Consider the following 23,219-nt stretch of genomic DNA (forward strand, 5'->3'; position numbering starts at 1 on the left):
GCGCAGGGTTCGCTAGCGAACCGATGCGTGGCGCCGGCCTGACTACAATCGGCTACGCCGCAAGACAAGTGGCCGCCCCCGTATTTTTTTTGGATGATAAGATTAAGATGACAAAACACGCCGCCGTGATCGCCCTGACCGCCAGCGCCGCCACCCTGCTTGCCGGGTTTATCGCGCTAAACCTGGCGCCCGGCGAAAAGCGCATCGACACCCAGTTGACCCGCCAATACAATGTCGCGGACCCGCAGTTCCGGCGCTCGATGGGCGTGCTGCTCGGTCCGCCTATCCTGGAAGGCAACGCCGTCGAGGTGCTGCTGAACGGCGACGCCATCTTCGCCTCCATGCTCGCCGCCATCCGCGGCGCGCAACACAGCATTACCTTTGAAACCTATATCTACTGGTCGGAGTCGATCGGCAAGCAATTCAGCGAGGCGCTGATGGAGCGCGCGCGCGCCGGCGTCAAGGTGCATGTCATGCTCGACTTCGTCGGCAGCGCCAAGATGGACCTGGCCGCGCTCGACGCGATGAAGCAGGCCGGCGTGCAGCTGGAACGCTACCACAAGCCGGTGTGGTGGAAGCTGGCGCGCCTGAACAACCGCACCCACCGCAAATTGCTGGTCGTCGACGGCAAGGTCGGCTTCACCGGCGGCGTCGGCATCGCCGACCAATGGCGCGGCAACGCCCAGGACGACAAGCACTGGCGCGACAGCCATTTCCGCGTCGAAGGCCCGGTGGTCGGCCAGATCCAGGCGGTGTTTATCGACAACTGGACCAAGAGCACCGGCCGCGTGCTCGACGGCGTCGACTATTTCCCGCCGTTGAGCGCGGCCGGCCGGCACCCGGCGCAGATGTTCAGCAGCTCGCCCACCGGCGGCAGCGAAAGCATGCACCTGATGTACCTGATGGCGATCACCTCCGCCGAACGCAGCATCCACCTGTCGAGTTCGTATTTCGTGCCCGACGAGCTAACCGTGAAGGCGCTGGCGGCCGCGGCCCGGCGCGGCGTCAAGGTGCACATCATCACGCCCGGCGGCAACATTGACTCCGAGGTGGTGCGCAGCGCCTCGCATGCGCGCTGGGGCGACCTGCTGGCGGCCGGCGTGCGCATCGCCGAATTCCAGCCGACCATGTTCCACGTCAAGGCGCTGGTGGTCGACTCGCTGCTGGTGTCGGTCGGCTCGACCAATTTCGACAACCGTTCGTTCAGCCTGAACGACGAAGCCAACCTGAACGTGTTTGACCGCGCTTTCGCCGAGCGCCAGATCGCCATTTTCGAAGCCGACCTGCTGCGCTCAAAAAACGTCACGCTGCAGGATTGGCAAAACCGGCCCTTGTTGCAAAAAGGGTTGGACCAGCTGGCCTCGCTAGTCGGCGCGCAATTGTGAGCAGATTGCGTCGCTCGGCTTAGCCCATTGGGCGTCACCCCGGGGTCAAACGGGGGACACCATGTCGCCGAGGGTCCGCCCCCGCTTCCGCGTCCCGGCTTGTAGGGTTGGCGGCGCTTGAGACGCTAGTTGTTAACAGAATCTGTGGATAAGTTTGTTAACAAGCTTCTCCCTGGCGCCTTAAGTCCTTGCTTTGAAACAAAAAAACACGATTGCGCGTTTTCCGGGCAGCGTGGACAAACCGGCGTGGCTGCACGTCATACGTGGAGCAGCTGGCGCAAGCGCGCCGCCGCGCCGGCGTCATGCGGCTCCAGAGCAACGAAGTAGCGCAACTGCCACTGCTGGGTCTTGATCGCGTCCTTGGCCAGCGGTTTGCTCCAGGGCGGGTAGACGCGAATGGCGCGCTTGCCGCCGTGGGCATCGCGCGACATCACGCCGTGCTTGAGCAGGGCTTGCTGGTCGAACACAAACTGGCCGCGGTGGCCGGCGCCGGCCACGCTCACCACCACGAAGTCGATGCCGTCGCCGCTGTCGAGCGGGGCAATCTCGTCGCCCGGCGCAGGCCGTTTCCAGACGGTGACGAATTGGCCGATCTTGGTGGGCGTCGTCTTGGCCACGCGAAATACCACGGCGCGCCCCTGCAAAGCCAGGCGGCAGGCGCCGTATTCACCGCTCTCCGGCTCGCGTTGCGGCGCGCGCGTCGTCGCCACGCCGGCCTGCTGGTAAAGGCCGCCAAGGGCCTGCACCAAGTCGCGCGGCACGGCGCCGATGGCGGGGTCGTGCATGCTTGCTTCGCTGGCGGCAGCCATGTCGGTCTCTTTAGAAAAAAAAGAAATAGTAACACAAGTGCAACTTCTGATTAAGTTGTCTGTCGTCGTATGATAAACGGCGAGGAATTAGCGACACGTGCCGGCACATCCCCACCTCCCCCACCCTCCCAGCCGGGATGAAGTACTGCGTCGCCACCGCGTCGTTGCGCACGCCCAAGCCCATCGACAGGTATAACTGGTGCGCCGCCTCGATGGCTGCCCTGTCCGGCCCCACGCCCAGGCCCGGCTTACCTCGTGTGCGGAGTAGCCGTTCTCGGCGGCGCACGGATCTTCGGCGTAGGCCGGCACCTGGTGTTGATCGCGGCACCGGGCAATTGCCTCTTTCGGCGACCAGGGGCGCACGCAATGTCGTCCGATGCTTTTCATTTTATGAAATGTTCTTCATGGCGAGCAAGCCCGCCCTTTCAACCAAAGAACATTCACTTACACAATCCTCAGACGAATCGGGCCATACCGGCGTATGCTGGGGTAAATTTCCGATACAACAGCGCAGCGTCCAAGGAGTTGCCATGTCGATCTCACCAGTGAATCTCCGCAACTTGCCGTCCAGTCTGACTCAGTTCAAAGGCCGGACCCTGGCGTCCCTGTTCGACCGGAACGCCCCCGCCCTGTCGTCCGGCAACCCGGCCGGCGCGTTCGCCGATACGCGCTTTCTCAATCGCACTGGAAACGCCTTGCTCGATGCAGGCCCGCCACTGTCAAGCAGCGCTTCGTTCGGTAGCGTGCTGGATCAATTTAGCGCCTCCATGCGTGCGGCGGAGTTACCCACCTCGACGAAGCCAACCGGATTGGATTCCTCGCGGCCGTTCAGCCAGCCGGGACAGAACGTGGTAACGGTGCTGAATCGGGTCGAGGTGTCGTTCAAGGCGCAATTTTCCGAGTTGGGCGAGATGCGAAAAAGCCTAGCCCAGCAGCAGGACGCCGCGCATAAATTGACCGTGCTCGACGCAGAAAGTTCAAGTGCCGATATCAAGGTCGCGCTCGATAATTTTGTGGCGAGCTATAACGCCGGCGTCAAACGCTTTGCGCCGGACATCGCCGCCGGCGGCGTGCTGGAAGGTAGTTGGGAGGCGGCCCGCGCGCGCTTTGCCACCGAGCGCGATATCAATAATTTCCTGAACGGCGCCGAAGCCGGCCTCAAAGGCGGCTTGGCCGCGCTGGGCATCAGTACCGATCCGAACACGGGACTAGCCTCGATTGACGATGCAAAGTTGGACAACGCACTGGCGCACGACAAGGGCGTCGTTGCCGCTGCCGTGAACGACTTCGCCACCAACTTCGTCGCCACCGTTGCGGACCTCAACGCCACAGACCACGCGCAGGTGCGGCAAATGGCCAACCTGGACCGCGCGGTTCACTGGATCGACGCCAACAAGGCTGCCGTGCAAAAGGAGTTCGGCCCTGGCGCCGCCGCGACACCCGACGACGCTTTCGCAAAAGCCGCCGCGCGGTATGAACAAATGGCGCGCCTGATCGGCAATTCATGACGCAGCCGCGTTGATCCGGGAGCAGGGTTACTCACAAAATCTGTGGATAAGTTTGTTAACAAGCACACCCCCATTGGACTAAGTGCTTGTTTTCAAATAACAATCGCCTGCTGTAGAAGATTTAAGCAGTGGGCCGCCGTCAACTCAAGCGCGGCGCCATTGCCGTAAAGTGAAGAATTTTCGTAGGTTGGGTTAGCCCAAGGGGCGTAACCCGACGCGCGCCGCTGCGGACCATGTCGGATTACGCGTCGTTAATCCGACCTACGGAAGCCTATCCGGGCCGATGCCGCCCGACAGCAAGGCTATTGGCGCCTCAGCCGTTTTCCGTGTGCCGGCACGCGGGGAATGCCGAGCAGCCGAAAAAGGGGCCGCTCGCGCTGCTGCGCGCACGCATGCCCTTGCCGCATTTCGGGCAAGCCTTGGCGCCCTCCCCGGCCTCCGCCCCAGCCGCCTTCGCCTTCGCCGGCCGGGCCGCCGGCTTGCGCCGCCCCTTGACCGGCTTGCCGGCCGGCGCCGCGCGCTGCTGCGGCGCCACCGGAATATCGCTCGGCATGTCGCGGGTCGCCTCGCCCGACTTGACCGCGTCCACCAGCTTGCTGACAAACTGCAACTGCCGCGCCATGAAGTCTTGCGCGCTCATTTTTCCCTCGGATACGCGCGCCAACAATTCCTCGAAATAGGCGGTCAGGTCCGGCTTGCGCAGCTGCACCGGCGCGCATTTGTAGAGCGCGCGCCCGCGCAGGGTCGAGATATACACGCTGCCCTTGCCTTCCGCGCGCTCTTCGATATACCAACGCGAGATCAGGTCGTCGACGATGTTGGCGCGCGTGGCCGGCGTGCCGATGCCAATCTCGCGGATGACTTTCTTGACCCGCTCGTCCGTCACCAGCTTGTAGGCCTTTTCCATCGCGTCGATAATCAGCGCGCCGTTGAAGCGCGGCGGCGGCTTGGTCTTGCCTTCGTTGACCTTGGCCGCGGCTATGCGCGCCGGCTCGCCCTTTTGCATGGCCGGCAGTAGCACCACGTCCTGGCCGTCCTCCTTGTTGTTGCCGCGGGCCGGGTACAGCGCTTGCCAGCCCTTTTGCTTTTCCACCGCGCCGGCGGCTTTGAACAGGTGTCCGGCGCACGCCACCCGCACGCTGGTCGCGTCGTACAGGTAGACCGGATAAAACTGCGCCAGGAAGCGCCGCACGATCAATTTGTAGACCGCCAGTTCCATCTTCGACAGGGCGCCCAGCTTGTAACCCTTGCGCTCGGTCGGCCGGATGCCGTGGTGGTCGCCGATCTTCTTGCTGTTCCAGGCGTGGCTGCGGATGCTGTAGTCGGGCGCGCCGGGAAAGTCCCAGTCGGCGCCGAAATTGCTCCTGCACGCCTCGATGATCGAGCGCCCGAGCCGGTACTCGTCTTCCGGCAGGTGCGAGAAATCGGTGCGCGGGTAACTGGTCAGCTTGTGCGTTTCGTACAGCGACTGGGCGATTTTCAAGGTGTCGCTCGGCGACAGGCCGAAGGCGCGGTTGACCTCCTTTTGCAGGTCGCCGAGCGAGTACGGCAAAGGCTGCAACTTCTTCTTGTCGCGCACGGTCTCGCAACTGGCGATGACGCCCGTTTGGCCGGTGACGGCGTCGACCACGGCCTGCGCCGCGGCCTGCTCGACAACGCGGCCGGCCTCGTCGACGAAGGGCGCGTCCTCGGGCGGCAGCCACTGGGCGGTGAAGCTGCCGCCCTTCACCGCGACCTCGGCGCTCACGCTGAAAATATCCTTGGGCTCGAAATTCTCGATCAACTCGTCGCGCTCGACAATCATGCTCAGCACATTGGTTTGCACGCGGCCGAAATGCAGCACGCCCGAGCCGCCCTTGGCGCGCAGCGCCTCCGTGTAGGCGCGGGTCAGGTTCATGCCGATCGACCAATCCGCTTCCGAGCGGCACATGGCCGAGCTGTACAGGTTGCGGTACTCGGCGTTGTCCTTGGCCGCCGCCAGCGCGCGTTGGATCGCCGGCAAGTTCATCTCTTGCAGCCACAGCCGTCTGACCGGGCCGCGGTAATCGAAATAATCGAGCAACTCGTCGACGATCATCTGGCCCTCGCGCGCGGCGTCGCCGCAATGGGTGACGCGCTTGGCTTTCTTGATCAGCTTGCCGACGATGGCCAGTTGCGCCGCCGTCTTCGGATGCGCGCGCATTTTCCACTCGCCGTCGGCAATCACGATAGGCAAGTCGGCCAGGCGCCAGCGGCCGTACTTGGCGTCGTACGCCTGCGGCTCCTCCAGGCCGATCAGGTGGCCGATCGCGTACGACACCACCTTGCCGGCGACTTCAAAATAGCCGTCGCGCCGGACCACGTCGGCGCCCAGCGCGCGGGCGATGTCGAGCGCCATCGACGGTTTTTCCGCAATCAATAATTCCATTTTCCCGCTCCGCCAAATACTGTTTATACATACAGTATATTCAAAACCGGGAAATGTCCAGCTTGTTCGCCTACAAGCTCCGTCCATGGCGCTGATCAAGCAGTGGGTGGGTCGCTTTGTTCATTGGTATAAGCATGAGTACCGCCACATCCTGAGGAGCTCGCGCCTCGTCGACCGCCCTACGTAACAACATTCATGCCACGAGACTGCAATTACCCCTCGACGGAGCAGTCCGGGAAGTAGCTCGCCTCCAACTTGGCTGGGGAGGTCCCGTTGCCCGCCCCGGCCCCCTGGTGGTTCTAGTCCCAGGGCCGTTTGCGCCACCCCTTATTGTTTGTGCACACCAGGGACGATGAACATGAATTGATTTCGCCCTCCCCTGAGTTTTCCTCGTTTGTCGCGGCGCCGTCCATACGCCAACATGCCCCCCACCAAACATAAACCTGTGGAGATAAGCATGGTAGACAATGGCATGTGAACGCTACACCTTCAGCCCCAACACCCCCATCAGCCGGTTCAGGTCGCCCTCCTCCCGAATGATTTCGGCGATCAGTTCGGGCAAAGGCATGCCGCCCCAACGTAGCGCCCGGCGAATCAGAAACGGTACCGGGCTGTGCGGTTCAACCGCCATCAAATACTGCGCCAGCGCGTCCAGCGTCGCGTAAGCTTCGCCGCGGTTGCGCCAGCCCGTGCTGCTAATGTCGGCGGTGTTTTGCGCCGGCGTGGGCGCCGCGGCAGTGTCGAGAGACACTGTTTCAACAAATGGCTCATCATCCATGTCGATCACTTCCGGTTCGGGCTGCAGCTGCAGCAGAACGCGCTCGGCAGCTTCCAGCGTGGCCTGCAGGCGGGATAGATTCGGCGCCGCCATCCCAAGTTGCTCATTGAGGAAGGCGTTCATCGCGTGCAGCGCCTGCAGACACTGCGACACCGCACTGTGCGTCGCGCGCAGCTGCGCGCCGGACTGCGCCGCAAAGACCAGGATATCGGCGCGCGTCGGCGGCGCGTCCGCGCCGCCCGGATTGACGTGCTGACCGGCGATATCCTGCGCCGTCATCCGCTCCCAGTCGGCCAGCGTCAGGTACGGCGGCTTGCACTGCTCCAGTGGCAGTAGCACCGCGTGCACGTGCACTCCCAGGCTGAGCGATTCGTTGAGCCACTCCAGCGGCGCCAAGCGCAGATCGCAGTCGCCGTCTTCCTCGATCATTGGATGCAGCGGCGTCCAGTAACGCCGCAGCAGCGCGTCGAGCATGCACAGTCCCTGGCGCAGGCCCGCGAAGCCGCGCTGGCGCATCCACGCTTCCAGCAGCCATACGGCAATCTGCAGGTGTTTCGAGCGCGTGCCCAGCATCTCCACGCAGCGCGCTTCAATCCGCGTCCAGTCGGCCAGCTTGAGCGGACGCTCCCATTGCCGCATCGGCAAACTGGGATCATCCTCTTCGCGCAGCAGGCGGATTTCGGTGAACACGGGATCGAAGCGCACCGGCGGTCCGCACGGCGCGTCGGGCGCCAGCGGCGCCAGGAGCTCCGCAATAAGCCGCCGGTCCGCTTCGCTGACGGGACAATCTGACATGGCGTTCATTTTGCGGCCGTTTCAAGGTGGTACGGTGGCGGCGCATCGTTGCCGGTCGACGCCGCTTCCTGCCAGCCCGGGACCTGCGACAGGAATACCGTGGGCCATGCCAACGGCGCGCGCTTGCCCGGCGCGCTCACGTTCAGGCGCAGGAAGACACGCGCCCGTGCCGCCGCCGGCGCCACGTTCGCGCCCGCGGCGGCGCGCGTCACCGGAAATTCAAAGCGCAGCAGCGGCGCGCGCTGCTCGCCGTCGGCCGCGTCGCCATCCCGGTAGGCGCCGATAAAGCTAAACAGCGCCCATGGGTCGTCGAAGCGGTAGCTGACGGTGCGCTCGGACACCGTCATGTTGGGCTGGCCCGGCTCGGCCTTGGGCACGACGCTGCCGTCGCGCGCCAGGCGCAGTGACAACAGCACCGGCATGCCCGGCTCCCAGCGCAGCGCGCGCGCCGGGTCGGCCAGCCGCAGCGTGGCCGCGCCGATGCTCAGACTCCAATCGATGATCTGGTTGGCCTCGGCCTCGGCCGGGCCGGCGGCGCGAAACTGCACCGCCACGTCCAGCCCGCCCGCCTGCCCCGGCTCGACTGGATACAGCGGCGCCAGCACTTCGCGCATGCGGCGCAGCTGTTCCCCAGCGGCGCGTACCGCGGCGCTGGCGCCCGGCACGCCCGGCTCGCGTTCCGCCAGCGCACTGGCCGCGCGGGCGCGGTCGAACTGGTTCATCGCCGCGCCCACCGCGTCCCGGTCGGCCGGCGCCGCGTCGCTTCTCGGGCGCGCAAGGAACGGCGCGCGCCGCGCCAGGTCGCGGTTGTACACCTCGGCAAAGCGCTCCCATTCGTTCCTGTAGCGGCTGGCCGCCAGTTCGCGGCAACGTGCCAGCAAGCCGTTCTGCAAACTTTGCAAGCGCTCGGCAAACACGTCGGCGCCGCGGCGCTGGCCGGCGCGCGAACCGAGCTTGCTGGTGCAGTTGCCAAGGTCGATTTCGGCGCTGCCGCCGACGATGAACTGCTCCACCGCCATCAGCGAACTGGCCGGACTCTTGAGCCGGTAGCGGCGCATGTCGGCCACGATGGCTTGCCAGCGGCTCACCAGCGGCTGCCCGGCCGAGACATGCGTCAGCTGCGCCAGCACGGCCTCGGCCTGGCCGGCCGCGGTGTCGACGAACTCCTGCTGCTGGGCCACGTAGGCGCCCAGCGCGGCCGCGTCGCCGCCGCCAAAGGCGTCCAGCAGCGCGCCCTTCTCGCCCTTCCACGACTGGAACGCGCGCTCGCGCGGCACGAACACGTCGGCCGCGTTGAAGACGTCGTCGAGGCGCTGCAGGCGCGACATGGCGTCGCGCACCAGCACCGCGTCCAGCTCGGCGGTGACGTCGGCCGCCCCGATTTCCAGCAGCCAGGCGCGCACGCGCAGCACGCTGGCGCGCTCGGCGTCGCTGGCGCCGCTCGGCAGTTCGACCGGCGCCACGGTCAGCGCCTGCGTCAACAGACTGTGCGCGGCGCCGGCCAGCGCCTGGTCGGCCAGCGCGGCGGCCGGTTGCTGAAGCCTGGCAGGCAGCTTGGTGTAGGTCCCGGCCTGAAAGCCCTTGCGCGCTTCGGCCAGCTGGCCGGCCTGCTCCAGCAGCGCCTTGTTCCAGCTGACGGTGGCGCCGGGCGCCAACGCCGGTAGCCGCGCCGGCACGCCGGCTTTCATCCACGGCTGCGACACCAGCGCCGCCACCGACTCCAGCATCGCCTTGCGCTGCGGCGAAAACGCCCAGGCGGCGCCGGACCACAGCAGATTGTCGCCGCTGCCGTCGACCGGGCTCGCCGCGGACAGCGCGGCATCCCTGGCCACCACAAAGCGCCCAAAGCCCTCGGCGGCCAGGCGCCGCGTGTCCTGCGCGGCGGGTTTTCCCAGCAGCGAATTGGCGTTGATACGCGCCATCATTGCCTCGTGCGCGGCGCCGAGGTTCACACTGCCCTGTACCATCCAGCCGCCCTTCCCGCCGGCGAACTGGTTCTGCTCAAGGTCGAGAGTATCGCGCAGCGTCTGCCACACCCGCAGCCGCTCGGCCAGACCGGCGCCGGGCTGGCCGCCGTCGAACAAACTGGCCATGCTGGCGGCCACCGTCCGTTCGGAACGCAGCAGGGCGTTATCGTCGAACAGGCGCCGGTACATGGCCGTGCTGGCCAGTTGCAGCGCGCAGCGCGCCGCCGCCTGCATCGGTTCCAGCGCCAGCGACGGTTCGCGCTGCGCCACGGCGCGAAACACGGCGGCGGTGCGCCCCGGGGCGCCGTTCAACTCCACACCCAGCAGCACCCGCACCACCAGCGCCAGATCGGTGCCCGAGGCCGGTCCGGCGTCAATCCGCTTCAACCGCAGCATGGCGCCGATCACGCGGTCCAGTTCATCGAGCCGCGCCAGATACCCCAGCGTGGCGGCAAACTGCGGCATGTCTTCCACGTTCAGCGCGTTCGCGGCCGGCATGGCCGCCTGATCGTTCCAGCCGGCCGGCGTCGTGCACTGGGCGCCGGCGATCAGCGCGCCGCTGTCCGGCTCGATCGGCACCCCGGTCAATTGGCTCAGCCGGCTGAGCGCGGCGCGCCGCAACGGGTCGAAGGCGTTGTCGGCGAAGCCCTGTTCAAGCCGGCCAACCACGCGCCGGTGCAGGTCGTCGAACAGCGGCCAGGAACCGGGCATGAAGACCGAGCTGAAATGGGCGGCGCCCAGCTGCTCGATGCTGAGCAGCGCCTCGGTGGCGCGCTGCTGGCTGCGCTGCGGGTTGTGGATTCCGGCCCGCTCGTTTTGCAGGCTGACGCGGGTGTCGTTGTTCAGCACGTTCAGGTCGCCAACCAGGTCGGCGCCCAATTGATGCAGGCGCACGGTGGCGACCACCAGGCCGACACCCCACAGCAGCGGCAGCGCCAGCGCCACCCAGGCGGCGACGCGGCTCGCGGCGGGGCGGCGCATGCGCTGCGAGGATGACTGCACCAGGCCCACTTCGGCGAAGATCTTGCGCTCGAAGATGTCGCGCAAGAATACCGGCATGGCGTCGGCCGTGCCGGGCGCCGCGGGCCGGCCGGGCTCCGCCGCGGCCAGGGTGGCCGCGGCCGGCTGGCCGATGGACGGCGCCGGCATCGCGGCGACCAGCGCCGCCGCGTCGCTGCAATCGCCGGTCAGGTACATGCCGCGCAACAGGAAGGGTTCGTGGTAGGCGCTGGGGCGCATCAATTCTTCGCAGAACAGCTTGAGGCCGGCGCGCAGGCGCTCCAGTTCGGCCGGCAGCATGAAGTAGGCGCTGCTGTCGGCGCCGGCCGGCTCCAGCGCGCACAGTTCGGCGCAGTGGTCGCCCGCCGCGCGCACGATCTCGTCCATGGCGCTGTCGGCCCACTGGTCGCGGAACGGCGCCACCAGCTCGTACGGCGACGACCAGCCCAGCATCGAGCGGCGCAGCGGCTCGGGCAAGGCGGCGCCAAAGGTGGCAAAGCCCGGCAGCGCGTCGCATTCGGACACCACCAGATAGATCGGAAAGCGCAGCGCCAGACGGTTTTGCGCCAGCCACAGGCGCCGGTGAACCGCCTTGGCGCGCGCCACCAGGTCGAGCTGGCCCTGCGGATCGGTTTGCAGCAGGGCCGCGCACGGCAGCGCCAGCACGATGCTGTCGAACGGGCGCTGCGGCCGGTAGCCGCGGCACAGGCCGAGAAAATCGTCCCACACGCCATTGCTCGACGCGCTGTCGGGGTCGGGCGAGCCGAGGTGGCCGGCCTGTAGCTGGACGATCACGCCGTTGTCGAAGAAATGCCAGTCGATGCCTTGCGCAGCCGCGCTCAGGGTGCTGTCGGCGCTGAGCGCGCTGGACAGGCCGGACTGCGCCAGCGGCAACGGGCGTTGCGCGCTGTCGTTGAGCAGCAGCGTCCACGACAACTTGTAACGTTCGGAGCGCGCGGCCAGGTTCGATTCGATCAGTTTCACCGCGCTGCGGAAGGACTGGCGCAGCGATTCCGCGCCCAGCGTGCGCAGCTGGCCGTCGGCATTGGCGGCGCCCGCCTGGCCGCTACCGCGCAAGGCCGCGCTGACGATCAGGCCAAGCAGGACCATCACCAGCAGCGTGACCAGCGACAGCGTGGCAATGGCCAGGTTATCGGACAAATAGGTCAGCATGGCGCCACCCCGCTTGGTGCGATGAGCGCGCTCGCCAGGGATGCGCCGACGGCCTGGCGCACCGGCCATGACTGCCAAAGCCAGGCGATCTCGGACAGCCCCAGCAACAGCAGCATCGCCAGCGCCAACGCCACGCCGCGGCGGCTCAACTTGGGCAGGCGCCGGCCGCCGCCCTGCGACAGCGTGCTCGCGTACGCTTGCTCGGCCACGACGGCGTCGCGTCCGCCCAGGTCGGCGGCGCGCTGGTAGATGAACTGGAACAGCTCGCGCCGGTAGTCGGCAATCCGCGCCAAGCCGGCGCCGTCGCGATAGCGCCCCTGGAAACCGAGCGACAGCAGGTACAGGTACAGGCGGGCCACGCCGCGCCGCGCCGGTTCGCGCTCGCGCAGCAGCTGATCGATGTCGGCAAAAACCTGCTGGCCGGCGTGGGCCGAATTGAACAGGTTCGCCTCCAGCAGCACATGGCGCCAATGGCCGCGGCCGGCCCAGTCGGTGTGGAGCAGCACTTCATCGGCCAGCGCCGCCTTCAGGAAGCGCCCCTGCAACTCCGCCTCGAAGCCGGCCTTGCCGCCGCGCCGCCCGGCCTCCAGCGTTTGCAGCTCGATGAGTTGCGCCAGTTGGCGGCTCAGCGCCTCGGCGCCGGCGCGCGCCTCGGTTTCGCCTAGCTCGACGGCGGTGGCGGCGGCTTGCGTGAGCACGGCCGCGAAGTGGCGGAACTGGAGCGACGGCAGGTCGTCGCCGCCGGCGGCCGCCGCGCCGCCGGCCGCGCCCGGATTGTCATGGATAGTCATGCTGAGCCTTTGATGAACAGGACAAGTTCCTGCGGCCGGTGGGCCGCCAGGTGTTCGTTGATATTGCTGATCTGCAGCGCCTGCTCGGCGACGATGAACTGGTCCGACGTGTCGATGCCAAACAGGGTGTAACCGGCGCTGGCGCGCAGGCCAAGTTCCGGCGCGTTGTCGATCCGGGTGCGCACGGCCCCCAGCATGCGGCGTTCGCACAGCGACGGCCAGATGGTGCGCGAGCCGATCACGGCGCCCCCCATCCACTGGTCCAGCTCGCGCTCGCCCTGGCCGCGCACGCCCACCACCAGGCGCTGGCCGAGCCACTCGGCGCGCACCGGCAGCCCGAACGCCTGGCCGTCGAAGTCGAAAGTGCAGCTCTTCCAGTCCTGGCTGACCTCGTCGACCAGGTCCTGCAAGGCCAGCAGCACGCTGTCGAACGCGGCGTAGCTGTCGGCGTGGCGGTACGGCGGCGGCGCCATCGGCACCGCGCCGGGACGCAGCGCCGCCAGCGCGCCAAGCTGGGCGCACAGTGCCAGGTACAGCGGCTGCGGCTGCAGCACCGGCCCGCGCAGCACCGCCTCGAGCAGCGGCAGGTGCAGCACCAGGCCGGTTAGCCGGGCCTGCTGCTCGAGCAGCGCCAAACGGTCCTCCAGCCGCGACGACGGCGCCACGTTCTGGCGCGCCAGGAACACCGCCTTGCTGCGCATGTGCGCGGCCAGCTCGCCCGCGCGCCGGCACAGGCTGGAGTCGGCCGGCACTTCAAGCTGGGCCGGCCAGAACGCGCCGCGGCGCACGATTTCGTTCTCCTTGCGCAGATTCGCCAGGTGCAGGGCGACGTAGGCGGCGCCGGGCGCCTTGCCGGCGATGAGCTGCAAATTGGCGCTCATGCGCGGCACCTCGCAGGCCAGCGCCTGCGACACCTCGTCGTCGACGGCGCCGCCTTCCAGCCCGCGGAACATGGCCGGCTGGCCCGGCAGATGCAGCGAACGCGCCGCGCCGACCGCCAGGTAGACCGGCAGATCGCCCTGCTCCATGCGCTGGGCGTACGGCACCAGGTCGAGTTCCAGCTCCTGGCCCTGCGCCTGCGCGGCGTCGAAACGCACCGCCATGCCGTTGGGCAGGATCGCCTCGATCGCCAGCACCCGCAGCGTGCCGGTGGTCAGGCGCGCCTCGTCCAGCACCAGCCGGCGCACCCCCCAGGCGGCCGGCTGCGCCGCCAGCGATTGCCACGCGACGAGCGCGTCGACGCGGGCGCTCTCCTGCTGGAATTGCTGTGGGCTGAGCAGCATGCCCTCGTGCCACTGGATACGGTCAAACAGTTGTGCTTCGGCCATGACGATGTTTCCTCGGTTAGCGGGCGCTGCCCGGCTTGATCTCGCTGGCACTGAACTCCTGCGCGTTCAGTTGCAGCACATAACCCTGCTTATCCAGCAGCAGGCGCAGCCTGTGCTCGCCGGGGGCGGCGTAGTTGGCAAAGACCAGCGCCGCCCAGGCGCGCTCCTTGGCGAAGCGCTTGGCGTCGAGGCGGATTTGCTGTCCCGGCGTGATTTCCACCGCCAGCACGGTGAGCGCGTCGGGGAAGGTGCGTTGCAGGTTCTCGCGTGCGCCAAAGTACTTGGCCGCCGACATCGCGGACAGGCTCTCGAGCATGGCCTTGTCCTTGACCAGCACGATATCGACCGCCAGCGCGCTGTCGGCATTGGCGTCGGCGGCGGCGGCGAGCGTGACGCTGGTCCAGCCGGGTTTGGCCGGCGCCGGCGCCAGGCCCACCAGCGCGCGCGCGCCCGCCACGGCGCCGCAGCCCGCCAGCGCCGCAACGGCCACCAGCGCGGCGGCGGCACGCATCCAAGCCGGGTACCGCTGGCGCCGCCACCGGGTGGGCGCGGCGCTCATGGCCTGGCCTTCGACTCCGGCGTCGACGCCGGCGCCGACGCCGACGCCGACGCGGCGCGTTCGAGCGACACCGCGGCGGCCGGCTCGGCGGCCATGCGCACGCCCAGCTGGAAGCCCAGCGAGAACAGCAGAACCAGCAGCGCCACGCCTGCGAGCACACCCAGCACCACCAGTCGCGGTGTGAAGTTGAATCGGTATTCCATCATCGGCCTCGCCAGACAAGGTTAAGGAAGCACCACGGTCGTCTGACCGGGCACGGAAATTTCGATCACGCCGCCGGCCATGCACATCAGCTTTGACGCGTTGTTCAACGCTGGCAGGCCGCCCAGCAAGACCGTCGGCGAACCGGGCATCCACGGCGCGGTGGTCAGCGGAATGCACGGCATGGGCACCAGCACGCCCAACGCCGCCGCCGTCGCCGCGGCAACCAGTGGGTTGGCCAGCGAGGTGCACATGCCGAACGGCATGATGTTGACCATGGGTTTGTTATCCATGATGTTGGCGTCGGCCATCGACGTCATCACCTGGCTCAGTGGCAGTACGTTCAAGGTGCCGGGCGCGAGGCCGAACGAGCATTTCAGCATCGCCCCGCCGCAAACTTGTTGTCCCATCATTCCCCCCTTAGCAGTTGTTTGATCCGATCGAACAGCATGGGCGCCGCCTCGGCGTTGCCGAGCCGCTTGCCGCGCTGATTGAAGCGCGCCGGTTGGCCGCACGGCACGCCGTCGCGGTACAGCAGCTCCTCCATCAGCGCGCCGTTGGGCCAGTAGCGCCGCACCGGGCCGCACAGCAGATTGGCGCGGTAGGTACAGCGCTGCACCACTGCGCCCTGGGCGTCGTGATCGACCGATTCGCCGTCCAGCAGGCCGTCCCGGTAATGGGCGCTGCGCACCTGGCGGCCCTCGTGATAAAAGGCGGCCGGCCCTTCCAGCTTGCCGTCCGCGAGCGGTAGCCGCGCCGTCATCTGGCCGGCTTCGTCGAACGACAGCGACGGGCCGTTGGCCACGCCATCGGCCATGCTTTGCGCAGCCACCCGGCGTCCATTGACGAAGGTCTCCATCAAACCGTGCGCGACCCCGTGCCGATACACGCTGCGCTGCACCAGCGCGCCGTCGGGGCCATACACCGCCATGGCGCCATGCAGCTTGCCGTCCTCGAAATGCGCGGTCATGGCCGGCAAGCCTGTAGCGCCGAACTGTTCCAGCGGGCCATGCAGCGCGCCGCCGGCCATTCCACAGCGCAGCAGCAGCTGGCCCTTGTCGTCGTGTTCTTCGATGGTCGTCGTCATCTAGTTCACCTTTGTCAGCGCGCCCTTGAGCGTCAGGTTGGCGCCCGCTTCCACCGTGTGCGCGGCGTCGGCCTTGCTATTGATGATGGGCGCCTTGCTCTCGATCTTGAGGCCCGCGCTGTGCAGCAGCGCCTTGCCGGCCTTGCTGCTCAGGTCAGTGCCCGCTTCGCAGGTCAGCGCGGTGCCGGCCTTGTTAATCAGCTCAGTGCCGGCCTTGTTGGTCAGCGCCTTGCCCGCGTCGTTGGTCAGCGTCTCGCCGGCCTTGGCCAACAGCGCCTTGGCCGCCTCCAGCGACAGCGCGTCCTGCGTGACGATCTTGATGGCGCCCTTGACGGTGATGGTCAAGCTGCCGTCGACGGTGAGCGCATAGTCGCCCTTGACCGTGTGCGTGAACTTGGCTTCGTTGGCATGGGTTTCGTCCCCCTTGACGGAGACGGCGCGGGTGCCGGCCACGGTGTGGATCTCCTTGCCCTTTTTGAGTTCCAGCGTGCGGTCGCCTTCTTCCAGGGTATGCAGCTCGGCGCCTTTCTTGAGCGTGGTGGTGAGGGCGTCTTCAATCTCGACCAGCATGTCCTTCTGCGCGTGCAGGTACAGCTGCTCGGCGTCTTTTTTATCCTCGAAGCGCAGTTCATTGCCGGCCGTGCCCTGCTTGGATGAACGCGTACGCAGGATCGACTGGGTCTGATTGGCCGGCAGTTCGGCCGGCGTCGTGTTGTTGCCGTTGTAGACGCTACCGGTGACGAGCGGCCGGTCCGGGTCGCCGTTGAGGTAGCTGATGACAACCTCGTGGCCCACGCGCGGCAGGAACAGCGCGCCGAAGCCCTTGCCGGCGGACGCCTGGGCCACGCGTATCCACGGCGCCCGTTCATGGTCGTTGGCGCCCCGGTCCCACGCAAAATGCACCTTGATACGGCCGTGCCGGTCGGTCCAGATTTCCTCGCCCGCCGGCCCTACCACCATCGCCGTTTCGCAGCCGCCCGCGCGCGGGCGCGGGGTCTGCGCCACTGGACGGAACGGCACGGCTGCGGGAAACGCCTCGAAGGTATTCGCATAACTGTCGGCGCGCGCGCTATGGCGCACGCGGCGCAGCACGAAGGCCGCGTTCAGCGCCGGCACGAAGTGGCCGGACAGCGTGAATCGCGTGCCGGCGGCGAAGGCGTGGCAGTAGCTGTCGCCATGCAGCAGCCGCGCGCCCGCCTGGCCGGCCTCCACCCGGAGCTGGGCCAGCGCCTTGGCCGCATCGAGCGTCGGCTGGCCGCTGGCGAATTCATAGATGGCGCCCTTGCCTGCGGTCCCTGCGAAATTGCCTTCGAGCGAGGTGTCGGGCGTGCGGAAGTCGTAGTCGCTCACCGTCGCCTTCTGCAGCGCGATGCGGTGCTCATGGGCGAAGCGCGTGACCGTGTCGGCCGGTTTGGTCAGGCCGGTGCCCGGCCAGAAGCGGATCTCGGCGCCGCCGTCGCAGTCGGCGAAGTGCGCCGGCGCATCGGCCAGCACCATGCGGTGGCCCCCGGCGCTGAAGGTGAAGTAGTAAACGATGCCGGCCTGCTCCATGAGCCGCGAGACGAAGTCGAAGGCGCTTTCGTCGTACTGCACGCAATAGTCGCGCTTGGGATAAACGCCTGCCAGTTTTGAGTCAAAGGAAATGCCAAACAAGGTCAGCACATCGCCCACAATCGCGTCCACGCTCTGGTTCGAAAAGACCTTGCGGTCGCGCGACAGGGTCAACAGCCATAGCGCGGGGACCAGCTCGGCCTCGTAGACGGCGAAGTCCTTGTCCTGTCCCGTCTGGGCGAAGCGCGCCACCATTCCGCCGACGTGGCGTGGGGCCGCGCCCGGGACGCTGATCGTCACCGTCATATTTTTCCCGACCACCGCCTCCGCGCTGAGCGACGTGCTGCCCGAGCGCATGTGCAGACTGAACTTGAACAACTCGGACAAGCCCTCGCTGCCCTCCATGCTGTCGAGCAGCAGGTCGTCGGCGCCCAGCGGGGAGCTGAGCCGCAACATGCCGCCAGCCTGTTTGAAGTTATCCTTCACGCCGCACCCCGCACCGGGCTATCGCGAAAGCTGTACGCGAACTGCTCGCCATCCATGCGCATATGGACCGCGCAGAATGCGCAGGCGGTGGACATGCGCTCCAGGACCTGCGACGACAACCGCGGCAGCACGGTCTGGGTCAGGATGAAATCGATGTTGCGGGCGCCGCTATCGACCTCGGTGCAGCGCGCGGTGATGGCCGCGGTGACGGCGTCGTCCCAGCTGAAGCGCGCCTGGTGATTGGCGCTGAAGCGCTCGGCCAGCCTGGCCAGCTTCATCTCGGCGATGACGCTGATTTCGGCGTCGCCCAGCGGGTAGTACGGAACCAGTACCACGCGGCCAAGGAAGGCGGGGCTGAACTGGCGCAGCAACACCGGGCGCAGGCGCTCAACCAGCGCGGCCGGGTCGGGCGGCGCGCCGCGCGAGGCCTGGCAGGCTTCAGTGATCACGTCCTGGGCCGCGTTCGACGTCAGCAGGATCAGGGTGTTCTTGAAATTGATCGCGACACCCTCGCCATCGTCCATGGTGCCCTTGTCGAACACCTGGAAGAACAGTTCCAGCACGTCGGGATGGGCTTTTTCCATCTCGTCGAGCAGCACCACGCTGTAGGGCCGGCGCCGCACCGCCTCGGTCAAGACGCCGCCCTTGCCGTAGCCGACGTAGCCCGGTGGCGCGCCTTTCAGGCTGGAGATGGAATGCGCCTCCTGGAACTCCGACATGTTAATGGTGATCAGATTGCGTTCGCCGCCGTAGAGCATGTCGGCCAGCGCGCAGGCGGTCTCGGTCTTGCCGACGCCGCTGGGGCCGACCAGCATGAATACCCCGACCGGCTTGCCAGGGTCGTCCAGCTCCGCGCGGAAGGTGCGCACGCGGCTGGCGATGGCGTCCAGCGCCTGGTCCTGCCCGACCACGCGCTCGCACAGGCGCTCGTGCAGCTGCAGCACGGTGTGAATTTCATCGGCGAGCATTTTGCCAACCGGGATGCCGGTCCAGCCCGAAATCACATCGGCGACCGTGGCCGAATCGACGCACACCGGCACCAGCGCTTCGCCGTCCTGTATCGTCTCCAAGCCCTTTTGCAAGCGTTGCAGCTGGGCGGCGTCGGCTTGCTGCTCTTCGCTGCCGTCGCTGCGCTCGGCGATGCGGCGGCGCAGAATCAGGATCTCGTCCACCGCACGCCGTTCCTCGGCGAGCTTGTCGCGCAGCTGCGCACGGCGCGCATGCAAACGGGAGAGCGCAGCCGCCACTTGATCGGCCTGGGCCCCGTCACCCTCGCCGCGCGCCAACTGCTTGCGCAAAATGCGCAGCTCCTCGACCGCCAGCATGATTTCGTGCTCGACCGACTCCAGCTGCGGCGGCGTGCCGGCAAGCGCCAGGGCGACCCGCGCGCAGGCCGTATCGAGCACGCTGATCGCCTTGTCCGGCAGCTGGCGCCCGGTAATATAGCGGTGCGACAGGCGCACCGCGTCGCGCACGGCTTCATCCAAAATTTCCACCTGGTGGTGACGGGTCAACACGTCCACCATGCCGCGCAACATGCCGATGGCCGCTTCCGGCGTCGGTTCGTCCACCTTCACCACCTGGAAGCGCCGCGCCAGCGCCGGATCGCGTTCCACGTGTTTCTTGTACTCGGCCCAGGTGGTGGCGGCGATGGTGCGCAGCTCGCCGCGTGCCAGGGCTGGCTTCAACAAGTTGGCGGCGTCGCCCTGCCCTTCGGTACCGCCCGCGCCGATCAGCTGATGCGCTTCGTCGATGAACAGGATGATTGGCGTGGCCGAGGCGCGCACTTCGGCGATGACGGATTTGAGGCGGTGTTCAAACTCGCCGCGCACCCCGGCGCCGGCCTGCAACAGCGCCAGGTCGAGCGAGCAGACGCGCACATTGGCCAGCGCCGGCGGCACGCCGCCCTGCGCCACGCGCACGGCAAAGCCCTCGACCACGGCGGTCTTGCCGACGCCGGCTTCACCGGTGAGGATGGGGTTGTTCTGGCGGCGGCGCAGCAAAATGTCGATGATCTGGCGGATCTCGGCATTGCGCCCGCGTACCGGGTCGATGCGCCCGGCGCGCGCCAGCGCGGTCATGTCGACGGTGTACTGGTCCAGTGCCGGCGAGGCGCCGGCCGGCGCCACTGGCGTGCCCGACGCGGGACCGGCGTCTTCCGCCGATTGCGCCAACAGTTGCGCCAGATCGGCTTTAAGACGGTCGCGGGGGATCTTCAGCAAGGCCGGCGCGGTCTCGATCAGCACGCCACGCAGGCTGTCCAGCTCCAGCATTGCCAGCAGCACGGTGCCGGAACGGATCTGCTGCGCGCCCAGCCGCATGGAACTGTTCAACCAGGCTTCCTGGAACATCGCCGTGAAGTTGGGCGACAAGGCCGGGGTACGGCCGTTGCCGCGTTTGAAGCCATCAAGGCTCGCTTGCGTCTGGGTGCGCACCGCATCCGCGTCGATGCCGAAGTGCGCGAGCATCAGCGTCAGGTCCGGGGCGTTCGCTTCGATGAGCGCCAGCAAAAGGTGCTCCAGTTCGACGTTGAAATGGGTCTGCTGGACGCACAGTTCGGCCGCGCGGCCCATCGCGCGCTTGCACTCCGGGTTGAGCTTCGACATGAGCGTGCGGATATCAATTTGCATGGCCATCAGCTCCGGTCAGTGGTGGTTGGGCGCGCAGGTCGAAGCGCGGTTGTTGGTACGCTTGTGCGCTGCCGGCGCCGCTGCACAGCCAGGCGCTTTGCCCCAGGCGCGGCGCCAGCGCCTGCGCCCCGCCGAGACGGCTGGCCGGTTGCACGGCCAACGCCGGTTGCAGGCTTACGCTGATGTCTTGTTGCAGATGGCGGGCCACCAGCCAGCCAAGCAGGCCATATTGGTCGCCCGACGGCAGCAGCGCGGCAAACTGCGCAGGCGCCAATGGCGCTGTCGTGAGCGCCATCGCCGCCGACTGGTCCCAGGCGCGCGCGCCGAGACTGGCGCCCATGCCCAGCTGCTGCTTGCCCAGGCGGGCATGGTCGCGCGGGGCCAGCGCGTGCCAGCGGCCGACCATCTGCCGTCCGGCAAAGGCGACACCGATGCGGTCGCGCAGCAGCGCCAGCAAGGTCGCCATGGAGCGCGGCGCGGCGCTTTGCAGCGCGGCGTGGCGCAGCCAGGCCTGTTCGCCATCCGGTCCGCGCGCGCCTTCGCCACGACCCAGTCCCGACAACGCGTCCAGGGCCCGCACCAGCGGAGCGCTTTCCCGCGCGTGCGGGCGCAGGGCCAGATGCCGCTTGCAGCGGCTGCGGTACCAGAAGCCGATCAGGCGCTGATTGAAGATGTCGAGAAAATCGAGCCCCGCATAGTCGCGCTGGCGGCGCTGCTCCAGCAGCATTTCGGTGAACGGCGTGGCGATCGGGCCATGCCCGCCCGCCAGTGTCAATGCGGCGGTGCGCAGCATCAAGGGTGGACCCGGCCGGGCGCTGTCGCCCAGGCTGGCAATGTCGCTCGCCGGGAAGGCGAAGTCGGTCTGGCCTGCCAGTCGCACCGCTTCATCGATACCCTGCCCGGTGCCGACCGGCGCACGCGATGGTTCGCTGCGTTCGAGCAGGCTGATGGCCTGGAACAGGTTGAACTCGTGCGGCGCGCGGCGCAGCTGGGCGATCAGATCAGGCATTGTCGCCCCACCATGGCTGGCCATTGCTTCCACAGTTCGCCACGCCGCACGACGGACAGGCGCACGAAGGAATTGGCGGTGGTGTACAGCGCGAAAAAGCGGGCCAGCACCGCGGCCAGCACCAGCGGCGACGATCCGGCGAAGGCGTCCGCATCGAATTCGAGTTCGATGTCGGTGCCGCGGCAGTGGCCACGCCAGGTGTCGCCGCCAATGCGCGCCATGGCGCCGCTTGCGTGCAGGCGCTCGATGCCGCGTATCTGGACCTGGTCGCGCGCGCTGCCGCCGGCGAACAGCATCAGCATCCGCCGCAAGGTCGGTACGCTGGCGCCGCCGTGGACCAGCGAGTGGTGGTTCAGGCGCATCAGCGACACCAGCGACCACAGCGCCTTGGTGGCGGCGGCCGGCGCGCGCTGGGCGCTTGGCGGGTACAACGCGCGAATGACGGTGGAAGCGGCAATGCCGTCGCCGTAGAAGCGGGTGCCCGGCTCGATCTGGTCGGCCAACTGGCGGTTGGTGCAAAGCAGTTGGGCGTACATCACCTGCTCCGGCAAGGCGGCGCGCACATTGCCGCCTTCGATAAAGCTGAGATACACGTCGGTGCCGTTGATGCCCTTGCGCAGGCTGGTTTCGCGGCGCATGGTCCAACTCATTGGCGCGCCCTCGCCATCCACATCGGCGTCGGCGAAGGCGTTGGGAATCTGCACGCTGCGCTCGGCTTGGGGATCGGACGCGGTCACCGATACGATCGAGTGCACCTCCATGACGGCGTCGCGGCGGCGGTCGGGCACCAGCAGGTATTCGTAATGGCGGCGGTTGAAGGCGATCGGCTCGCTGGTGACGGGGAACAGGTTCACCGCCGGCACGCAGTTGAGCAGCACATTGTCATGCGTTAGCAGCGACAGCACTGGCGCGCTGTGGGTGAAGATAAGGCGCACCGAAAAACGGCTACCGTTGCCCAGGCGCCCACGCAGGCCGCTCAGGTCGAAGAACTGGAATTTGCGGGGGAAGGCGAAGTATTCCTGCACCAGGCCGTAGGCGGGGTGGGCATGACCGGGCTTGCACAACATCGCCTCGTCTTCGCCGAAGCCGACTTCCGTCAACTGGCGGGGCGACAGGCGATGCACACCACTATCCCCAAGCAGCTCAACGCGCTCCAGGGCACTGAGAAGCATCTCGTGCAAAGGCATCGTCGTCATCAGGTCTCCGGCCAGGTGCAGGGACAAGGTGTCCAACTCCAGCTCGGCGACATCGACGCCGGCGTCGGCTTGGAAGTCCAGGCGCAGCGTGCGCGGGTCGTCCTGCGCGATGTTCGCCACGCGCAGCGGCCACAAGGTCGTGTCCCACGCCACCTGGAATCGGCACTGTTCGCCGCTAGCGGCGCTGGCCGACAGCATGGTCCCGCGCCGCACCGGCATGCCGGCCGTGACCTTGCCTTCGGTGGGGTCAAGCGCCATCTGCACCACGGTCATGGCGGGTACCGGCTGCGTCAGATTGGGACACAGATTGTCGAGCATGGCGCCGGCCACGGCGGGTTGATCGCGATCCAGATCACGGTGCAGGCGGGCAGTGACAAAGGCCACCGACTCGATCATGTGCTCGGTATGCGGATCGGCGGTCTCGGCGCCCGTCAACATCAGGTGACGCGCGACTTTCGGATAGCGCGCGGCGAAATCCGCCGACTGCGTGCGCAGATAGCTTAATTCGCGGCGGTAGTATTCGAGCAGGTCGTCCTGGCTGTTCATGGTCACGTCCCCGT

16 protein-coding genes are annotated in these 23,219 nt (G+C 67.3%); 2 read left to right on the plus strand and 14 right to left on the minus strand.

Annotation, left to right across the window (positions count from 1 at the left end; all coding sequences use genetic code 11):
• Positions 1-107: 107 nt before the first annotated feature.
• Positions 108-1,385, plus strand: a complete 1,278-nt coding sequence (gene cls / locus JANGC3_RS0110220; protein ID WP_017876397.1) for a cardiolipin synthase — start codon at positions 108-110, stop codon at positions 1,383-1,385.
• 257 nt (positions 1,386-1,642) lie between these two features.
• Here cls and JANGC3_RS0110225 read toward each other — a convergent pair whose 3' ends face one another.
• Complete coding sequence (locus JANGC3_RS0110225) at positions 1,643-2,194, minus strand: MepB family protein (RefSeq protein ID WP_017876398.1); 552 nt, start codon at positions 2,192-2,194, stop codon at positions 1,643-1,645.
• Positions 2,195-2,724: 530 nt separating this feature from the next.
• Here JANGC3_RS0110225 and JANGC3_RS0110235 point away from each other — a divergent pair.
• Positions 2,725-3,702, plus strand: coding sequence for a flagellar filament capping protein FliD (locus JANGC3_RS0110235; protein ID WP_157406561.1), 978 nt, complete (start codon positions 2,725-2,727; stop codon positions 3,700-3,702).
• 313 nt (positions 3,703-4,015) lie between these two features.
• On the opposite strand, the gene JANGC3_RS0110240 is transcribed toward JANGC3_RS0110235, so the two are convergent.
• From JANGC3_RS0110240 to tssF, 13 genes are all read right to left on the minus strand, one after another.
• Positions 4,016-6,109 carry a DNA topoisomerase 3 gene (locus JANGC3_RS0110240; protein WP_017876401.1) on the minus strand — a complete coding sequence of 698 codons (2,094 nt, stop codon included), beginning with the start codon at positions 6,107-6,109 and terminating at the stop codon, positions 4,016-4,018.
• 481 nt (positions 6,110-6,590) lie between these two features.
• Positions 6,591-7,691 (minus strand): type VI secretion system protein TssA, encoded by a 1,101-nt coding sequence (gene tssA / locus JANGC3_RS0110245; protein ID WP_017876403.1) that lies wholly within the window; start codon positions 7,689-7,691, stop codon positions 6,591-6,593.
• Positions 7,688-11,821: a type VI secretion system protein gene (locus JANGC3_RS0110250; RefSeq protein ID WP_017876404.1), complete on the minus strand. Its 4,134-nt coding sequence runs from the start codon at positions 11,819-11,821 to the stop codon at positions 7,688-7,690. Before JANGC3_RS0110250 ends, tssA begins: the two co-directional genes overlap by 4 nt.
• Positions 11,815-12,612 (minus strand): DotU family type IV/VI secretion system protein, encoded by a 798-nt coding sequence (locus JANGC3_RS0110255; RefSeq protein ID WP_017876405.1) that lies wholly within the window; start codon positions 12,610-12,612, stop codon positions 11,815-11,817. Before JANGC3_RS0110255 ends, JANGC3_RS0110250 begins: the two co-directional genes overlap by 7 nt.
• On the minus strand, positions 12,609-13,940 hold the full coding sequence (gene tssK / locus JANGC3_RS0110260) for a type VI secretion system baseplate subunit TssK (RefSeq protein ID WP_017876406.1): 1,332 nt from the start codon (positions 13,938-13,940) through the stop codon (positions 12,609-12,611). Before tssK ends, JANGC3_RS0110255 begins: the two co-directional genes overlap by 4 nt.
• Positions 13,941-13,956: 16 nt before the next feature.
• Positions 13,957-14,499 (minus strand): type VI secretion lipoprotein TssJ, encoded by a 543-nt coding sequence (locus JANGC3_RS0110265; RefSeq protein ID WP_232429685.1) that lies wholly within the window; start codon positions 14,497-14,499, stop codon positions 13,957-13,959.
• Positions 14,496-14,705, minus strand: a complete 210-nt coding sequence (locus tag JANGC3_RS29005) for a hypothetical protein (RefSeq protein WP_017876408.1) — start codon at positions 14,703-14,705, stop codon at positions 14,496-14,498. Before JANGC3_RS29005 ends, JANGC3_RS0110265 begins: the two co-directional genes overlap by 4 nt.
• Before the next feature lie 18 nt (positions 14,706-14,723).
• Positions 14,724-15,110: a DUF4280 domain-containing protein gene (locus JANGC3_RS0110275; RefSeq protein ID WP_026132811.1), complete on the minus strand. Its 387-nt coding sequence runs from the start codon at positions 15,108-15,110 to the stop codon at positions 14,724-14,726.
• Entirely contained in the window at positions 15,110-15,787 is a 678-nt protein-coding gene (locus tag JANGC3_RS0110280; protein WP_017876410.1) for a toxin-antitoxin system YwqK family antitoxin, read from the minus strand. Before JANGC3_RS0110280 ends, JANGC3_RS0110275 begins: the two co-directional genes overlap by 1 nt.
• Entirely contained in the window at positions 15,788-17,824 is a 2,037-nt protein-coding gene (locus JANGC3_RS0110285; RefSeq protein WP_017876411.1) for a type VI secretion system Vgr family protein, read from the minus strand.
• Positions 17,821-20,454, minus strand: a complete 2,634-nt coding sequence (tssH, locus tag JANGC3_RS0110290; protein ID WP_035788538.1) for a type VI secretion system ATPase TssH — start codon at positions 20,452-20,454, stop codon at positions 17,821-17,823. Before tssH ends, JANGC3_RS0110285 begins: the two co-directional genes overlap by 4 nt.
• Positions 20,444-21,463 (minus strand): type VI secretion system baseplate subunit TssG, encoded by a 1,020-nt coding sequence (gene tssG / locus JANGC3_RS0110295; protein WP_017876413.1) that lies wholly within the window; start codon positions 21,461-21,463, stop codon positions 20,444-20,446. The genes tssH and tssG overlap by 11 nt, the downstream gene beginning before the upstream one ends.
• On the minus strand, positions 21,451-23,205 hold the full coding sequence (gene tssF, locus JANGC3_RS0110300; RefSeq protein WP_017876414.1) for a type VI secretion system baseplate subunit TssF: 1,755 nt from the start codon (positions 23,203-23,205) through the stop codon (positions 21,451-21,453). The genes tssG and tssF overlap by 13 nt, the downstream gene beginning before the upstream one ends.
• Between the last annotated feature and the right edge of the window lie 14 nt (positions 23,206-23,219).

It is taken from the genome of Janthinobacterium sp. CG3, assembly GCF_000344615.1.
GTDB lineage: Bacteria > Pseudomonadota > Gammaproteobacteria > Burkholderiales > Burkholderiaceae_D > Janthinobacterium.

What these genes read in the sequence shown, in the direction of transcription:
- cls (WP_017876397.1), top strand. Translation starts at nt 108, where the DNA reads ATGACAAAACACGCCGCCGTGATCGCCCTGACCGCCAGCGCCGCCACC.
- JANGC3_RS0110225 (WP_017876398.1), bottom strand. Translation starts at nt 2,194, where the DNA reads ATGGCTGCCGCCAGCGAAGCAAGCATGCACGACCCCGCCATCGGCGCC.
- JANGC3_RS0110235 (WP_157406561.1), top strand. Translation starts at nt 2,725, where the DNA reads ATGTCGATCTCACCAGTGAATCTCCGCAACTTGCCGTCCAGTCTGACT.
- JANGC3_RS0110240 (WP_017876401.1), bottom strand. Translation starts at nt 6,109, where the DNA reads ATGGAATTATTGATTGCGGAAAAACCGTCGATGGCGCTCGACATCGCC.
- tssA (WP_017876403.1), bottom strand. Translation starts at nt 7,691, where the DNA reads ATGAACGCCATGTCAGATTGTCCCGTCAGCGAAGCGGACCGGCGGCTT.
- JANGC3_RS0110250 (WP_017876404.1), bottom strand. Translation starts at nt 11,821, where the DNA reads ATGCTGACCTATTTGTCCGATAACCTGGCCATTGCCACGCTGTCGCTG.
- JANGC3_RS0110255 (WP_017876405.1), bottom strand. Translation starts at nt 12,612, where the DNA reads ATGACTATCCATGACAATCCGGGCGCGGCCGGCGGCGCGGCGGCCGCC.
- tssK (WP_017876406.1), bottom strand. Translation starts at nt 13,940, where the DNA reads ATGGCCGAAGCACAACTGTTTGACCGTATCCAGTGGCACGAGGGCATG.
- JANGC3_RS0110265 (WP_232429685.1), bottom strand. Translation starts at nt 14,499, where the DNA reads ATGAGCGCCGCGCCCACCCGGTGGCGGCGCCAGCGGTACCCGGCTTGG.
- JANGC3_RS29005 (WP_017876408.1), bottom strand. Translation starts at nt 14,705, where the DNA reads ATGATGGAATACCGATTCAACTTCACACCGCGACTGGTGGTGCTGGGT.
- JANGC3_RS0110275 (WP_026132811.1), bottom strand. Translation starts at nt 15,110, where the DNA reads ATGGGACAACAAGTTTGCGGCGGGGCGATGCTGAAATGCTCGTTCGGC.
- JANGC3_RS0110280 (WP_017876410.1), bottom strand. Translation starts at nt 15,787, where the DNA reads ATGACGACGACCATCGAAGAACACGACGACAAGGGCCAGCTGCTGCTG.
- tssH (WP_035788538.1), bottom strand. Translation starts at nt 20,454, where the DNA reads ATGCAAATTGATATCCGCACGCTCATGTCGAAGCTCAACCCGGAGTGC.
- tssG (WP_017876413.1), bottom strand. Translation starts at nt 21,463, where the DNA reads ATGCCTGATCTGATCGCCCAGCTGCGCCGCGCGCCGCACGAGTTCAAC.
- tssF (WP_017876414.1), bottom strand. Translation starts at nt 23,205, where the DNA reads ATGAACAGCCAGGACGACCTGCTCGAATACTACCGCCGCGAATTAAGC.